Source organism: Clostridium sp. UBA1652 (assembly GCF_002320975.1).
Classification (GTDB): Bacteria; Bacillota; Clostridia; order Clostridiales; family Clostridiaceae; genus Clostridium_T; species Clostridium_T intestinale.
Map to the genome: position 1 here is coordinate 1 of NZ_DCLI01000051.1, position 15742 is coordinate 15742.

13 protein-coding genes and 1 riboswitch are annotated in these 15742 nt (G+C 30.5%); of the genes, 2 read left to right on the plus strand and 11 right to left on the minus strand.

The window, feature by feature from the left end; translation table 11 throughout:
• Nucleotides 1-555: 555 nt before the first annotated feature.
• The 3 genes from B3N22_RS09660 to B3N22_RS09670 form a co-directional block, all read right to left on the minus strand.
• Nucleotides 556-1128: a xanthine phosphoribosyltransferase gene (locus B3N22_RS09660; RefSeq protein WP_021803010.1), complete on the minus strand. Its 573-nt coding sequence runs from the start codon at nucleotides 1126-1128 to the stop codon at nucleotides 556-558.
• A 67-nt stretch (nucleotides 1129-1195) separates the two neighbouring features.
• Nucleotides 1196-1297: riboswitch (purine riboswitch) on the minus strand.
• A gap of 47 nt (nucleotides 1298-1344) precedes the next feature.
• A complete protein-coding gene (gene fabV, locus B3N22_RS09665) occupies nucleotides 1345-2508 on the minus strand; it encodes an enoyl-ACP reductase FabV (protein WP_286906643.1) in 1164 nt (387 codons plus the stop codon).
• Nucleotides 2509-2618: 110 nt separating this feature from the next.
• Nucleotides 2619-3227 (minus strand): DJ-1/PfpI family protein, encoded by a 609-nt coding sequence (locus B3N22_RS09670; RefSeq protein WP_286906644.1) that lies wholly within the window; start codon nucleotides 3225-3227, stop codon nucleotides 2619-2621.
• Nucleotides 3228-3355: 128 nt separating this feature from the next.
• Here B3N22_RS09670 and B3N22_RS09675 point away from each other — a divergent pair, with 128 nt between their 5' ends.
• Nucleotides 3356-3844 carry a flavodoxin family protein gene (locus B3N22_RS09675; RefSeq protein WP_286906646.1) on the plus strand — a complete coding sequence of 163 codons (489 nt, stop codon included), beginning with the start codon at nucleotides 3356-3358 and terminating at the stop codon, nucleotides 3842-3844.
• A 53-nt stretch (nucleotides 3845-3897) separates the two neighbouring features.
• Here the strand turns inward: B3N22_RS09675 and B3N22_RS09680 are convergent, their stop codons facing one another.
• From B3N22_RS09680 to B3N22_RS09700, 5 genes are all read right to left on the minus strand, one after another.
• Nucleotides 3898-4896: an inorganic phosphate transporter gene (locus tag B3N22_RS09680; RefSeq protein ID WP_286906648.1), complete on the minus strand. Its 999-nt coding sequence runs from the start codon at nucleotides 4894-4896 to the stop codon at nucleotides 3898-3900.
• On the minus strand, nucleotides 4889-5512 hold the full coding sequence (locus B3N22_RS09685; protein ID WP_286906650.1) for a DUF47 domain-containing protein: 624 nt from the start codon (nucleotides 5510-5512) through the stop codon (nucleotides 4889-4891). Before B3N22_RS09685 ends, B3N22_RS09680 begins: the two co-directional genes overlap by 8 nt.
• 292 nt (nucleotides 5513-5804) lie before the next feature.
• On the minus strand, nucleotides 5805-9314 hold the full coding sequence (gene nifJ, locus B3N22_RS09690) for a pyruvate:ferredoxin (flavodoxin) oxidoreductase (RefSeq protein ID WP_286906651.1): 3510 nt from the start codon (nucleotides 9312-9314) through the stop codon (nucleotides 5805-5807).
• An 86-nt stretch (nucleotides 9315-9400) separates the two neighbouring features.
• Nucleotides 9401-9829, minus strand: coding sequence for a flavodoxin (locus tag B3N22_RS09695; protein ID WP_286906653.1), 429 nt, complete (start codon nucleotides 9827-9829; stop codon nucleotides 9401-9403).
• Between the two features lie 354 nt (nucleotides 9830-10183).
• Nucleotides 10184-11257: an undecaprenyldiphospho-muramoylpentapeptide beta-N-acetylglucosaminyltransferase gene (locus tag B3N22_RS09700; protein WP_286906756.1), complete on the minus strand. Its 1074-nt coding sequence runs from the start codon at nucleotides 11255-11257 to the stop codon at nucleotides 10184-10186.
• A 172-nt stretch (nucleotides 11258-11429) separates the two neighbouring features.
• Between B3N22_RS09700 and B3N22_RS09705 the strand changes: the two genes are divergently transcribed.
• A complete protein-coding gene (locus B3N22_RS09705; protein WP_073020884.1) occupies nucleotides 11430-11612 on the plus strand; it encodes an alpha/beta-type small acid-soluble spore protein in 183 nt (60 codons plus the stop codon).
• A gap of 511 nt (nucleotides 11613-12123) precedes the next feature.
• Here the strand turns inward: B3N22_RS09705 and recJ are convergent.
• Genes recJ through B3N22_RS09720 form a run of 3 tightly spaced genes read right to left on the minus strand, consistent with a single transcriptional unit; the run spans nucleotide 12124 to nucleotide 15737 of the window.
• The gene (gene recJ / locus B3N22_RS09710) at nucleotides 12124-13896 is read right to left on the minus strand and encodes a single-stranded-DNA-specific exonuclease RecJ (RefSeq protein ID WP_286906659.1); all 1773 of its coding nucleotides are present in this window, start codon (nucleotides 13894-13896) and stop codon (nucleotides 12124-12126) included.
• Between the two features lie 10 nt (nucleotides 13897-13906).
• Nucleotides 13907-15115 (minus strand): M16 family metallopeptidase, encoded by a 1209-nt coding sequence (locus B3N22_RS09715; protein ID WP_286906661.1) that lies wholly within the window; start codon nucleotides 15113-15115, stop codon nucleotides 13907-13909.
• A gap of 58 nt (nucleotides 15116-15173) precedes the next feature.
• Nucleotides 15174-15737: a DJ-1 family glyoxalase III gene (locus B3N22_RS09720; protein ID WP_238905509.1), complete on the minus strand. Its 564-nt coding sequence runs from the start codon at nucleotides 15735-15737 to the stop codon at nucleotides 15174-15176.
• Nucleotides 15738-15742: the final 5 nt, after the last annotated feature.

Below are 15742 nucleotides of genomic sequence, written 5' to 3' on the forward strand. Positions count from 1 at the left end.
CATTAACTTAATGACATTGGCCTAGACTGGCTATCTTTTTTTATATATCTTTTCGTTAGTATCTAATTCGTTGTTAACCTTATCTCTCAAGTCTTTGGAGTATCCGTTTCTAAACTCCCTAGAGATCATATACTTTATTACGTTCATACTCTCAACTCCTTTTTAATATTATTATTCGTCTGTTACTTCTTAATATAATTATATGCTATATCATCAATAAAATCAACTATATTTTATTAATTAATTATTTAACATAGGTTTTTTATATTGATTTGTTAAATAAATATTTAACGAGATAACATATTATTAATGGCACTATTTTAATTGTTTTTAGATATATCCACATATTCTAAGGAATAATGCTGATATATATTTATTTAGCATTACTAATTTAACAGAAAATGATTCTTATTTACTAGTAATTATATTTATTATGTTATAAAATCCCCTATATTATTCATATTTTTTTAAATAACTACATGTACACATTTATATAAATAAACAAATTTTGTTAACCTAATAACTTAAAAGAAAAAAAGAGAACAAGTCTCCTTTTTATTTAAAGTAAACTTGTCCCTCTTCTAACTTATCTATTATTGCTAAAGATTCCACTGGAACTCCTTGCTTTTCTATTTCAGATCTTCCAGGTTGGAAGCCCTTTTCTATAACTATACCTACTGCTACTGGTTCAGCCTCAGCTTGTCTAACAACATCTATTAATCCACAAGCAGCGCATCCATTAGCTAAGAAGTCATCTATAATAAGTATTCTTTCTTTTTTATTTATAAATCTTTTATTAACAACTACATCATAAATTTTATTTTTAGTGAAAGATTGAACTCTAGAATGGTATACTTCTTTATCCATATTAGCTGATGCTATCTTTTTAGCAAATACTACAGGAACATAGTCAAAGTGTTGCGATAGTATAGTAGCTATACCTATACCTGAAGCCTCTATAGTAAGTATCTTATCTATCTTCTTACCTTCCATTCTTTTTTTAAACTCTTTTCCCATCTCATTAAAAAGTTTCACATCCATTTGATGATTTAAAAAGGAATCAACCTTTAATATATTTCCTGGTAAAACTTTTCCTTCTTCTCTTATTTTGTTTTTTAATAATTCCATTACTTTTCCTCCTAAAATAAAAAGAACCTATGAACTAAAAAGACTTCAGTTCATAGGCATAAGTTAAAAACACCAAAATAACGTTCGTAGTCGGGTAGTTTAAAGGCTCCCGGTAGAGACACTTGGACCATATTTCCATGCATATACGAACTGAAGTTATATTCTCTTTTAACTTTATGTTATATTATTTTTAAGAACAAATCAACTTTTTTTATTTTATATCTCAACATCTTTAGTGTAATCTATATTTTCAAACCCAAATCCAAACAGTTTAAGAAAATCTTCTCTAAATCCTTCTGCATCTGAGTACTCTTTTACATTTTCACTATTAACTTTATCCCATATATCTTTGATTTCCTGTTGAACATCTTCTCTCATTTCTAGATCATCTATTCTAATTCTACCTGCTTCATCTAGAGCTAATTCTCCTCCATATAATCTTTCAGAGAATAATCTATAACATTGCTCTATACAACCTTCATGTATTCCTTTTTCCTTCATAACCTTAAACATTATAGATATATAAAGTGAAACTACAGGTATAGCTGAAGATGCTTGAGTTACTAATCCTTTGTTTACAGACACATAGGCTTCACCTTTTAGACCTTTTAGCATAAGGTTTATTTCTTTGCTTTTTTCATCTAAATCCTTTTTAGCCATTCCAATAGTTCCGTTATTATACATTGGATAAGTCAATTCAGAACCTATATAAGAGTAAGCTAATGTCTTTACTCCTTCTTTTAATACGTCAGCTTCTTTTAAAGCTTCCATCCATAGCTTCCAATCTTCTCCGCCCATAACTTTAATAGTTCCTTGAATTTCTTCTTCTGTTGCTCTTTCTACTTCTACGTCACTTATCTTAAAACTATGGAAGTCTAAAGTTTTACTTTTAAAGTCTTCTCCTATAGTCTTTAATACTGAAGAATAAACTTCTCCAGACACAGGATCTTTTCTTCTAGGTGATGCTAAAGAATATATAACTAAATCTATTTTTCCCATATTATTTTTTATTTCTTCAATAGCTTCTGCTTTTATTTCATTTGAAAAAGCATCTCCATTTATACTTTTGTGAAACCCACCTTGTTCTTTTGCAAATTTCTCAAATGCTTTATTGTTATACCAGCCAGGTGTTGCTGTTCTTTTTTCACTAGCTTCTTTTTCAAAACTTATTCCTAAAGTATTAGCACCTGTTGAAAAAGTTGCAACTATTCTTGAAGCTAATCCATATCCAGTAGAAGCTCCTATTATTAGTACGTTTTTAGCTCCTTCAATTTCACCTTTTGATTTCACATACTCTATTTGTTCTCTAACATTTTCTTCACAGCCAATCGGATGAGCTGCTGTACATATAAAACCTCTAAACTTAGGTTCAATCCTCATATTTTAATCCTCCAACTTACTTTTCTTTTAATAAACTTTGATAATCAAAATATTTTACATATAAAATAATATAGCATACATTTATGATTAAGTCATTAATTTTTTCTCTATTATTCAACTTTAAATAAATCTTTTTTAGGATCTTCATTCCATATATATTCAATTCTATTGCATATATTTAAAGCTACATCTCTTCCTAAGATATCACTTATAAACCCTAAACTCATATCTATACCTGCTGAAACTCCTGAAGATGTATATATATTGCCATCCTTTACCCATCTAGCCTCTTTTATCCACAATACTTTATCACTTTGCTCCTTAACCCAATTAAAAGATCTTTTATTAGAAGTTGCTTCTCTTCCATCTAGTAAGCCTGACTTAGCTAATAATGCAGAACCTGTACAAACAGTTAATATATATTTTGAGTTAAGTGATATATCTTTAATATATTTTAATAGTTTATAATCCTCAACACCTTTTCTAGTTCCAGCTCCCCCTGGAATAAACAATATCTCTTTATATTTTGGAGAATATTCATACTTATCTGTTTGGATTCTTACACCCTGTGAACTTGTTATTATACCTGAATCCATAGATATAAAATTCATTTTGAACTCTTCTTTAATACATCCAAAAATCTCTACTGGTCCAAATACATCTAAAGTTTCAAAGTCATTAAACAATACAACATTTATTCTATAAATCTCAACCACCACCTAAATTTCTTTTATTAAATTATACTAAATTTTCCATGGATATAAAACTTAAGTAGTTAATTATATCATTTACTTCTTAAAAATCTCTGTTATAATAGTATTTAAGTTAATATTTTAGGGGGAAAGAAATGGAAAGTGCCAGTAGTATCATTTATTATTACTCAAGGACAAAAAATACTGCATCAGTAGCCCAAGACCTATCGGACTTATTAAACTGTCCCATTGAAGAAATTATAGATTGGAAAAAAAGAAAAGGAATTTTTAGTTTTTTAACTAATAGTTATGAAGCTATAACTGGAAAAGAAACAAAAATTGCTCCTATTTCAAATAATCCAAAACACTTTAATCATATAATATTAGGATTTCCAGTATGGGCTTCACACATACCACCAGCTATTAGAACTTTTATTAATAAATACAAAGAAGATATTAATTCAATTAGCCTTTTTTGTACTCAAGGTGGAAATGGCGGTGAAAAAACTTTTTCATTGATTGAAGAAATTTTAAACATAAATCCAAACTTTAAAATTATTATAAATAGAAGAGATGTTAAAGCTCTAAATTATATGGGTAATTTAGAAAGCTTCCTGATAAATGAAAAACTCAGCTTAGGCTGAGTTTTTTTATTTATATATAATAAAACTCGGTATTTCTACCGAGTTAAATAATCTTATATGTGATTTACAATTAATGAAACTATAGCGCCAACTAGTGCACAAGATGGTATTGTTACCACCCAAGTTGTAACAATATTTTTTGCTACTCCCCATCTTACAGCTGAAAGTCTTTTAGCTGCTGATACTCCCATAATAGAGGTAGATACTATATGTGTAGTACTTACTGGTGCATCCATCATAGTAGCAGTAAATATTACCGCTGAGCTTGTTAAATCAGCTGAAAACCCTGAAGCCGGAGTTAATTTTGCCATACCACTTCCCATGGTCTTAATAATTCTCCATCCACCTACAGAGGTTCCCAGTGCCATTGCAGTTGCGCAGGCTAATTTAACCCATAAAGGTACATGGAAACTTCCTATCACACCACCACTAAACAGTGCTAAAGATATTATTCCCATTGATTTCTGAGCATCATTACTTCCATGATTAAATGCTAGAAAAGCTGCTGATAAAACTTGAGCTTTTAAAAATCCTTTTGTTGCTTTTGCAGGTTTAGTTTTTCTAAAAATCCAGTTTATTGCCGTCATGACTATGTATCCAAATATAAACCCTATAACAGGTGATAAAAATAACCACAAAACTACTTTAATAAAGAAAGTAGCCCAATTTACTGTATGTATACTTCCTGAAAATGCTATAGCTGCTCCTATTAATCCTCCTATAAGAGCATGAGAAGAACTACTTGGAATACCAACATACCAAGTAACTAAATTCCATATAATAGCTGCTATAATAGCGGCTAAAACTACTTTTATAGGTGCTCCACCATCATGTATTATTCCTGAACCAATAGTTGTTGCAACCTTTGTGCTAACAAGTGCTCCTATAAAATTTAACCCTGCTGACATTAAAATTGCCTTCTGTGGAGAAAGTGCTCTTGTAGTTACTGAACTAGCTATTGCATTAGCTGTATCATGAAATCCATTTATAAAATCGAATGCTAACGCTAATATAACTATTATTATAGTTATTAGTTGAGTAGAATTAAGCATGCTTCATTACAACTCCTTCAACAACATTAGCTAAGGTTTCACAGGAGTCTAATGTTTTTTCTAGCTTTTCATATAAATCTTTCCAAACTATAATTTCAATATTATTTACTTCTGTTGTAAAAAGTTCTCTCATACCATCTCTGTATGCATAATCACCTTTTGTTTCTAAAAGATTTAATTCTGATATTACCTTATAAATACTGTCATCAGTTTTAAAGTTTTGTAACTTTATAAATAAATCCTTCATCTTTTTGCAAGATTCATCTATAAGGTCCACTATAGTATAGCTTTTTTCTCTACTAGTTTTTATATCGTACATAAGATATCTTCCAGCTATGTCCTCTATATTATCAACAACATCATCTAGTCTTTTAACTATTAATAATATATCCTCTCTATCAAGTGGAGTTATAAAACTATTATTTAGTTCTTCTAAAATCTTATGAACTAAGTCATCACCTTTATGTTCTATATCCTTTAATCTTAAGCTTATATCTTCTGCATTCTCTACGTTTCTTGACAATAACGTAAGTTCATTTGAAGCCTCTTCTATAATACTAGTAAACTCGATAAATAAATCATAAAACTTATCATTTTTAGGTGAAAAATTAAACATGATATCTGTCCTCTCCTTATGTATATAGTAATACTATCTTATAATAATCCTCTATTGTTAAATCTATATTAAGAATATTAAGCTTGGTATAAGTTTGTTATTCTTGCGTTAAAAAACATTTACATTTATCTATTTGCTATTTTTTAGCCTATATAAATGCTTCTTTTTAGTATTTGTGCATATTTTTTTGCATTCTTAAGTTAAATTCCATTTACTTACTTAACATATTCTTAACATTTAAAAATTAAAAAAAGAGATCTAGAAACTCTAGACCCCTTTTATTAATTATTTATTATTGATTAGCTAATTTCTTGTAAGATTCTAATCTTTCCATAGCATCTTGGTAAGTTTTCTCAAATAAAGCATCAGCTGCTTCTGGGAATGCCTTAGCAAGAGATGAGTATCTAACTTCACCCATTAAGAATTCTTTAAAGTCTTCTTTAGGTTCTTTAGAATCTAAGGTAAATGGATTTTTACCAGCATCTTTTAATGTTGGGTTAAATCTGTACATACCCCAATATCCACAATCAACAGCTTTTTTAGCTTCTAATTGAGAATTACCCATACCAGCTTTTAATCCATGATTTATACATGGAGCATAAGCTATGATTAATGATGGACCTGGATAAGCTTCAGCTTCAGCTATAGCTTTAAGAGTTTGGTTCTTGTCTGCTCCCATAGAAATTTGAGCAACATATACATAACCATAGCTCATAGCTATCATTCCAAGATCTTTCTTCTTAGTTCTCTTACCAGATGCAGCAAACTTAGCTATAGCAGCTGTTGGAGTTGACTTAGATGATTGACCACCAGTGTTTGAGTAAACTTCTGTATCAAATACAAGTATGTTTACATCTTCTCCTGACGCAATAACATGGTCTAATCCACCAAATCCTATATCGTAAGCCCAACCGTCTCCACCAAAGATCCATTGAGATCTCTTAGTTAAGTAGTCTTTATTCTTTAATAATTCTTTAGCGAATTCGTTAGTTTCACCTTGTAGAGCTGCAACAACTCTTTCTGATCTTGTTCTAGTTCCTTCGCCACTGTTAACATTAGTTAACCAGTCTTCTAAAGCAGCTTTAGCTTCTTCAGATACACCAGCTTCTATTGCTTTCTTAGCTTGTTCTTCTAATCTTTCTCTTTGAGCTTTAACTCCTAAGAACATACCTAATCCAAACTCAGCATTATCTTCAAATAATGAGTTAGACCAAGCTGGACCATATCCTTGATGATTCTTAGTGTATGGAGTTGAAGGAGCAGATCCTCCCCAAATTGATGAACATCCAGTAGCATTAGCTACCATCATTCTATCACCAAATAATTGAGTTACAAGCTTAGCATATGGAGTTTCTCCACAACCAGCACAAGCACCAGAGAACTCAAGTAATGGTTGTTCAAATTGGCTTCCTTTTAATGTTAATTTATTCATTGGGTTTGGTTTTGCAGCTACTTTCTTAGTTACAAAATCCCATCTTTCGATCTCAACATGTTGAGATTCTTGTGGTTTCATTAATAATGCTTTTCCAGGTGCTGGACATACTTGAGCACAGTTTCCACAACCAGTACAATCTAGTGGGCTTACAGCCATAGTGTATGATAATGGAGTTTCTGTCTTTAATGCCTTAGCTGGAACTAATTTTAATCCTTCTGGTACTGCATTCTTTTCTTCTTCATTTAATAAGAATGGTCTGATTACAGCATGAGGACAAACATATGAACATTGGTTACATTGAATACATTTATCTGCTTGCCATTCAGGAACGTTTATAGCTATTCCTCTCTTTTCGTAAGCAGCAGTACCATTTTCAAATGTACCATCTTCCATTCCTAAGAATGCAGATACAGGAAGTTTATCTCCTTCTTGTCTGTTCATTGGTTCAACTATTTTCTTTATGAATTCTGGTACAGCAGTTACAGCAGCTTCTGCTTCTACAGCTGATTTCCAGCTTTCAGGTACATCTATAGCAACAATTGATTCGATTCCCCTATCAATAGCAGCATAGTTCATGTTAACAACTTTTTCACCTTTTTTGCCGTATGACTTAACAACAGCATCTTTTAAGTACTTAACAGCATCTTCAACTGGTATTATGCTAGCAAGCTTAAAGAAAGCTGATTGCATTATCATGTTGAATCTTCCACCAAGACCTATTTCTTGAGCTATTTTAACAGCATTTATAGTGTAGAACTTAATGTTGTTTTCAGCTATAAATTTCTTATATGAAGCTGGTAATTTTGTTTCTAATTCTTCTGGAGACCATATAGTGTTTAATAAGAAAGTTGCACCTGGTTTTAATCCATCAAGTACATTGTACTTATTAACATATGATTGGTTAGAACAAGAAACGAAGTCAGCTTTGTTTATTAAGTATGGTGACTTAATTGCTTTTTTACCAAATCTTAAGTGAGATACAGTTATACCACCTGATTTTTTAGAATCATAGAAGAAATATGCTTGTGCATACATTTCTGTATGATCTCCAATGATTTTGATAGCGCTCTTATTAGCACCAACTGTACCGTCTGATCCTAATCCCCAGAACTTACAAGCTGTAGTTCCTACTGGTGTAGCATCGATATCTTCAGTTACATCTAGTGATAAGTTAGTAACGTCATCAACAATTCCTATTGTGAATCCATTTTTAGGTTCAGCTTTTGCTAAGTTTGCATAAACTGCAGCAATATGTGCTGGATTTGGATCTTTAGATCCTAAACCAAATCTACCACCAACAACTACAGGTGCATCTTCTTTTCCAAAGAATGCATTTCTAACGTCTAAGTATAATGGTTCCCCAGCTGATCCTGGTTCTTTAGTTCTATCTAAAACAGCTATCTTCTTAGCAGTTTTTGGAATAACAGCTAATAATCTTTCATTTGAGAAAGGTCTGAATAGTCTTACTTTAACTAAACCAACTTTTTCTCCTTTTGCTGTTAAATAATCTATAGTTTCTTCACATACATCTGTTGCAGAACCCATAGCTATGATAACTCTATCAGCATCTGGTGCACCATAGTAATCGAAACAGTGATATTCTCTACCAGTTAATTTAGTTATTTCAGCCATGTAGCTTTCAACTGTATCTGGTAAGTTGTTGTAGTAGTTGTTAACTACTTCTCTTTCTTGGAAATAGATATCAGCATTTTGAGCTGTACCTCTTGTTACAGGATGATCAGGGTTTAAAGCTCTTCTTTTAAAACTGTCTACACATTCCCAATCTACTAACTTAGATAATTCATCATATTCAAGAACTTCAATTTTTTGAATTTCATGAGATGTTCTGAATCCATCAAAGAAGTTTAAGAATGGTACTCTTGTTTTAATAGCTGTTAAATGGGCAACAGCTGCTAAATCCATAACTTCTTGAACTGAACCTTCTGCAAGCATAGCAAAACCAGTTTGTCTAGCTGCCATAACGTCTTGGTGATCACCAAATATGTTAAGAGCTGATGTAGCTAATGCTCTAGCTGATACGTGAAGTACTCCTGGAAGTAATTCTCCTGCAATTTTATACATATTAGGAATCATTAATAATAGACCTTGAGAAGCAGTGAAAGTAGTAGTTAATGCACCAGCTTGTAGTGAACCGTGAACTGCTCCAGCAGCTCCTGCTTCTGATTGCATTTCCATAACTTTAACTGTTTGTCCAAAGAGATTCTTTCTTCCTTGGGCAACCCACTCATCAACATTTTCTGCCATAGGTGATGAAGGAGTTATTGGGTAAATCGCTGCAACTTCGGTAAATGCATAAGCTATATGAGCTGCTGCTGCATTACCATCCATAGTTTTCATTTTTCTCATCGTGTTGACCCCTCTTTCTATTCAACTTAGATATTTATTTAATATACCTCAAAATACACATTAATTCTGAAATATATATAAACAGACTAGTTTTCTGCAAGCTTTTTTCCTAATTCTATTGCAATTTTTAGCTCACTATCTTCTGGCGATTCTTTTACAGCTAGTGTTCCTATAACATTGAATCCATAATCTTTCATTCTTAAATTCCATTCATTTATGAATTCTCCATCATCCCAACCATATGATCCAAATAAAGCAACTTTTTTATTATCATTAGGTATTAGTTTAAGTTCTTTAACAAACGGTTCCATTTCCTTTTGTTCTATTCTATTACTATCCATAGAAGGACTTCCTAAAGCTACTGCATCTGCTTCAATAACATCTGATATGTTAGCTTCTGAAACTAGTTTTATATTTACTATTGCTCCTAGCTTCTCTGCACCTTCTTTTATAGCATTAGCTAAAACCTCAACATTTCCACCATTACTCCAATAAATAATGCTAATTTTTTTCATCTTAATCACCTCTTGGTTTGTTAAAATGTTAACAAGATTGTATTTTGCTAATTTATGCCTTCTTAAAGCTTACATAAATATTATATAACAAAGGATTTATTTTGCAAGTTTCATATTATCAGTTAAGTTAAAAATTAGTTCATAATTAAAAGTATTTGGGTATTAGCCTTATATTTACGGATATTTCTCCAATATACTCTATATTGCTCGATAATTTGTCTTTATAGCTAAAATTTATTGTATATCTCTAGATTATTCTAATTTTCTTAATATTTTAATTATTCCTATTATACTAAATTCACAAACTTTTCCCAGGAAATAAAATCTACTTTCTTATCTACATAAACCACTATATTATTTTTTAATACTACCTAATATGACCTTAATTACATTATTAACTCCACTTTCCATAGAACTATTTTTTATAGTGGATATTAGCTTAGTCTTATTATTTTTTAAATCATTTATTGAGTTAATAAGAGTTGTTTCATTTAACTCCTCTTCTTCTAAGGTTAAACAGAATCCAGACTTTTTAAATGAATTTGCATTAAGTATTTGATCCCCTCTGCTTGCTTTTTTAGATAGCGGAATTAGTAGCATTGGTTTTCTTAAAGCTAAAAATTCAAAAATAGAGTTTGATCCAGCTCTTGATATAACATAATCACAAGCCTTCATAAGATGAGGAAGTTCATCAGAAACATACTCAAACTGACTATATCCTCTATAATTTTCTAGAGATTTATCTATATTTCCCTTGCCACATATGTGAATTATATTAAATTCATTCAGAAGTTTTGATAGATTTCCTCTAACCGCATTATTAATTATTTGAGAACCTAAACTTCCACCCATAATTAATATAATTTCTTTATCATCTGTAAACCCTGCTATTTTTTTACCTTTTTCTTTGTTTCCTTCTAGAATTTCTTCTCTAATAGGAGATCCAGTCAATATTCCCTTGTCTTTTTTTATATACTTAATGCTTTCTGGAAACGTTACACAAAGCTTATTGCAAAAAGGCGCACTTAGTTTGTTTGCAAGACCAGGAGTTATATCAGATTCATGAGCTATTACTGGTATTCCTTTCATGGTTGCCGCCATAACTACAGGTACAGCAACAAATCCACCTTTTGAAAAAACTACATCTGGTTTTTCTTTTGTCATTATTATAAACGCCTGAAATAAGCCTTTAACCACTTTAAAAGGATCAGAGAAATTTTTTAAATCAAAATATCTTCTAAGCTTTCCTGAGCTTATAGAATAATATTCTATATTTTCTTTTGTAATTATCTCTTTTTCTATTCCATCTTTACTTCCTATATATTTTATTTGAAAGCCTTTCTCTTTAAGCTTAGGTATTAACGCTAAATTTGGAGTTACATGACCTGCAGTTCCTCCACCTGTCATTATTATTTTATACAAATAAATCATCCCCTTTTTTAAACTTCACTCTATGAATTTTCAACTTTTTTTAATAAAAAGTCAATATTAAATACAAGTTTTTGAAAGCTTTTCCTCTTTACCCTTTATTTTTATAATATAATTCTCACCAATAAGGACAACATATAATCACAATCAAATTTATTAGGAGGTGTCAATTATGGCATATAAAAAATTAGTACCAGAAGCAAGAAATGGATTATCAAAATTCAAACACGAAGTAGCAGGTGAACTTGGTGTTCAACTAAAAGACTACAATGGAGACTTAACTTCTAAAGAAGCAGGATCTATTGGTGGTGAAATGGTTAAAAGAATGGTAGAAAAGTACGAACAAAATTTATAGTAATTTTCGCAGAAAATTATTTAATTCTTTAAACAAGGACTTTAATAATTCTCGAAGAGAATTATCTTAATTCCTTAAACAAAACTTATAATAAGTGCTATAAAATTATATTAATTTTTTAATATAATTATACACTTAAAATCTACCATACATTAGTTTTAGAGGAGCTTTAACAGCTCCTCTTCCTTTATTTCTATTTATTATTTAAAATCTTACCTATGTTCCACTGCTCCTATTCACCACTTTTGTAATGCTCCTATTCACCGCTTTTGCACTGCTTTTGTGTTTTTATGCTTTTGTGTAACGATGCTCCTCTTTTCCTCAATTCTGCTGTTTCACTGCTCCAAAATAGCGCTGTTCCTATGATTTTTTAAACTTACCTAAATAAAAAGAGACTTTTATACCAAATGTTTAGCATAAAGTCTCAATTATTTTTTACTTAATCCGATAGCTAGCTCCTGGATTAGTTCAACTAAATTCAGCTGGAGCATAAAACTCCACCTGAAAAGTTTCACTTTATAAATCTTAATGATTCAATTTTAGCTTGTATTGTTTTGTTTCCGTTATATTCATTAATTGATGGATAATAAACTAAAGCACACTTTATATTGCAATAACTACTAGTTTCAATTTCTAATGCTTTAACTTCTCCAAAGTGTCTATTTAAAAGTTTTCTAAATTCATCTCCAATGTTAAAGGCTATCCCATTTATAGTTGTATTGTCAAAAGAGAAGGAAAATCTTATTGAATTACGCTCATTTCCTATAAACCAGATTCTTTTTAAGTAGACATCTTTTTCTCCAAATAAGGGTTTAGGATTTCCCTTTCCAAAAGGAGCTAAAGCTTCAATTTCTTCTATAAGTTCATAATTTAAATGTCTAAAAGGAAGATGCATATCTATTCTTATTTCTGGTAGCATATCCTCTTCAGTTAATTCACAGTTATTAAGCAAGGCTTCTCTAAGCTTAGGTAGGTTTTCTTCTCGTACAGATAATCCTGCTGCCATAGGATGTCCACCAAATTTCTCTATAAGGTAGCTACACTTAGTTAACTCTTTGTGCATATTATATTTTTCAATACTTCTACCAGATCCCTTAGGCATCTCTTTTCCTGAAGTCATTACTATAGCTGGAGCATTATACCGCTCTCTTATTCTTCCAGCTACAATTCCAGCTAAGCTTTCATGTATACTAGGCTCATATACAAAAAGCACCTTATCTTTTTCATAACCATTTTCTCTTATTATATCTATAACCTTTTCTAAACTTACATTGGTCATCTCTTGTCTCTCTCTATTAAGAGTCAATAATCTGTGTGCTAATTCATTACTTGCTTTTTCATTGTCTGACATTAATAATTCCAATGCCAAATCTGCTGTTTCTAATCTTCCTGTGGCATTTATACAAGGACCTATAACAAAACCTAGATGATATTCGTTTAATATTTTATCCTGTAGATTATTTGCTTTAATTAATGATTTAATTCCTAAATTTTTAGTGTTATTTAATTTTTTTAAACCTTCTTTTACTATTATTCTATTTTCATTAACTAAATCAACAACATCACAAACTGTAGCTATTGCTGCAATTTCAACTAAATCTTCAACTATAGAGGTAGCTATTCCCAATTCCTTACACAAACACAAGATAAATTTATATGCAATTCCTGCTCCACAAAGACTTTTGAAAGGATAGAAACAATCCTTTTGCTTAGGATTTACTATAGCATCTGCTGGAGGTATTTTTTCTTCATTTCTTCCATCTTCTAACTCTACAAAAGGTATATCATGATGATCCGTAACTACAACCTTCATTCCAAGACTTTTTGCATATTCAACTTCATTAAAAGCTGATATACCATTATCACAGGTTAAAATTATCTCGTAACCTTCTTTATATAGCTCACCTATTCGTTTTTCATTCATACCATAACCTTCATTTTCTCTATGAGGTATGTGGTATGAAACCTTAGCTCCACATTCTTTTAGTCCTTTTAATAATATATATGTGGAACTTACTCCATCACAATCATAATCCCCATAAATCAGTATAGGTTTCTTTTTAAGAACATACTTCTTTATTATATCAATGGCAAGTTGCATATCTTTCATCATAAACCCATCTTGAAAATCTTCTATAGAACCATTTATAAATAAATCAATCTCTTCACTGGTTGTTATACCTCTATTAGATAAAATCTTCCCCATAATAGGATTTAATCCTATTTCCTTATAAGTTGAATCTTTTATCTTTTTTCCCTCTCTCATTATCCATTTTTCTTTCATTTCTTCTCCTTTAGTATAAAATCTCAATAGATGGATTATTAAGAACCTTTTTAACTACACTAACAATATCTACCTGATTTATGCTTTCTAGATTATATTTAAAGTTTAGACTTTCTACTCCGTTATTAAACATAACCTCATTTGTGGTTATATACTTTGCTAATTCAACTGAACGCTCTAGCCAAAACTCTCTTTTTAATATTAATCTTTTTTTCAAAACCTCAATATCCTTTAGAGACAGCTTTTCTAAGTTTTCAACAGATTTATTTAAGATCTCATTTATTGAGGAAATGGTTTTATGAATATTTTCTTTTGAGGTAGAAGTATTTATGGAAAAAACTTCTATCCCTTTTTCTTTTTTAACAGATGAAGATATATCATAAGCATATCCATTTTTAGTTCTAACTTCTTCAAAAAGTAAAGAACTCATTCCTTCCCCTATAAATAGTGAATATAGGCTTAATGCTTCTAACTCTTTGTAAGTTAAGTCATTTATGTTAAAAATATATTGTATTTTAGCTCCATTAAAACCTTGAACCTCTTTATAATAGGTTCCTGACTTATTACTTTCTTGTGGAAACTTTGGCTTATTATATTTACTATTTTTAATAGTGAAGTTTTTTAGTATAGCTTTTATATCATCAATTCCTAGTGATGATATTATAGTTATTACACAATTATCTCCTACGTAATATTCTTCATAAAAGTTTTTAAGTTCTTGTAATGTAATATTTTTTATAGCTTCTTTCTTTCCTATAATCATTTCTTTAATTCTTTTTTGATTATAGGAATTATAAAATAGTTCATCTTCACAATATTGCTCGAAATCTTCCTTCCACTCTTTCCATTCCTGAAGTATTACATCCATTTCTTCCTTGAAGCCTTCCTTTTTAAAGCTTGGCTCAATAATTATATCTCTAAAAATACTAAATCCTTCTTTAAAATCATAGGAAGAACAACTTCCATAATATATTGAGTAAGGATAATTCGTCATAGCATTATTAAAGGCAAATATCTTATCTAAACTTATGTTTATTTCTGCTTCAGTTCTGTTTTTAGTTCCTTTGAACAACATATGTTCTAATGCATGAGCTACACCATAATTATAACCAATCTCATTATTTGCACCAGCTTCAAAGCCTATACAAAATGAAGTCATATCTCCTTGTATTTGATTATATATTACCCTGACACCATTATCTAATTTAAATCTTTCCATAACATATCTCCTGTTATTAAATAAAAGAAACCTTGCTTTAGCAAAGTTTCTTTTATGACTATATTTTTTCTTTAAGCAAGTTATAAACCATGCCTTCTTTTAAGTTTTCTGCCTTATCTTCTGCACCGAAGTAATTTAATATCTCATATGCAAAAGCTAATGTTGTTGCAGGACCTCTACTAGTTAAAATATTCTCATCTCTAACAACTAAGTCCTCTTTATATAAGCTATGTTCTAATTCGTCTTTAAAGCTTGGATATGAAGTTACACTTCTACCACTAACTATGCCAGCCTTTTCTAAAACTATTGGTGCAGCGCAGATAGCTGCAACTAGTTTACCAGAGGCATAAAACTCTTTAACTAATTCTATAACTTTAATATCTTCCCTTAAGTTTTTAGCACCAGGCATTCCTCCTGGTAAGATAATTCCATCATAATCAAAGAAATTACCTTCTGTTATACTTTTGTCTGCTTTTACTACAATGTCGTGAGATCCTCTAACTTCTAATTCCCCTAATGCTACCATATGACATTCGAAATCTGCTCTTCTTAAAACATCCACAACTGTTAATGCCTCTATTTCTTCGAATCCATCAGCTAACATAATTATAAGTTTTTTCATAAAAA

Excerpts from the sequence above, each read along its gene's own strand:
- B3N22_RS09660 (WP_021803010.1), bottom strand. The coding sequence starts at position 1,128 with ATGGAATTATTAAAAAACAAAATAAGAGAAGAAGGAAAAGTTTTACCA.
- fabV (WP_286906643.1), bottom strand. The coding sequence starts at position 2,508 with ATGAGGATTGAACCTAAGTTTAGAGGTTTTATATGTACAGCAGCTCAT.
- B3N22_RS09675 (WP_286906646.1), top strand. The coding sequence starts at position 3,356 with ATGGAAAGTGCCAGTAGTATCATTTATTATTACTCAAGGACAAAAAAT.
- B3N22_RS09680 (WP_286906648.1), bottom strand. The coding sequence starts at position 4,896 with ATGCTTAATTCTACTCAACTAATAACTATAATAATAGTTATATTAGCG.
- B3N22_RS09685 (WP_286906650.1), bottom strand. The coding sequence starts at position 5,512 with ATGTTTAATTTTTCACCTAAAAATGATAAGTTTTATGATTTATTTATC.
- nifJ (WP_286906651.1), bottom strand. The coding sequence starts at position 9,314 with ATGAGAAAAATGAAAACTATGGATGGTAATGCAGCAGCAGCTCATATA.
- B3N22_RS09695 (WP_286906653.1), bottom strand. The coding sequence starts at position 9,829 with ATGAAAAAAATTAGCATTATTTATTGGAGTAATGGTGGAAATGTTGAG.
- B3N22_RS09705 (WP_073020884.1), top strand. The coding sequence starts at position 11,430 with ATGGCATATAAAAAATTAGTACCAGAAGCAAGAAATGGATTATCAAAA.
- recJ (WP_286906659.1), bottom strand. The coding sequence starts at position 13,896 with ATGAAAGAAAAATGGATAATGAGAGAGGGAAAAAAGATAAAAGATTCA.
- B3N22_RS09715 (WP_286906661.1), bottom strand. The coding sequence starts at position 15,115 with ATGGAAAGATTTAAATTAGATAATGGTGTCAGGGTAATATATAATCAA.
- B3N22_RS09720 (WP_238905509.1), bottom strand. The coding sequence starts at position 15,737 with ATGAAAAAACTTATAATTATGTTAGCTGATGGATTCGAAGAAATAGAG.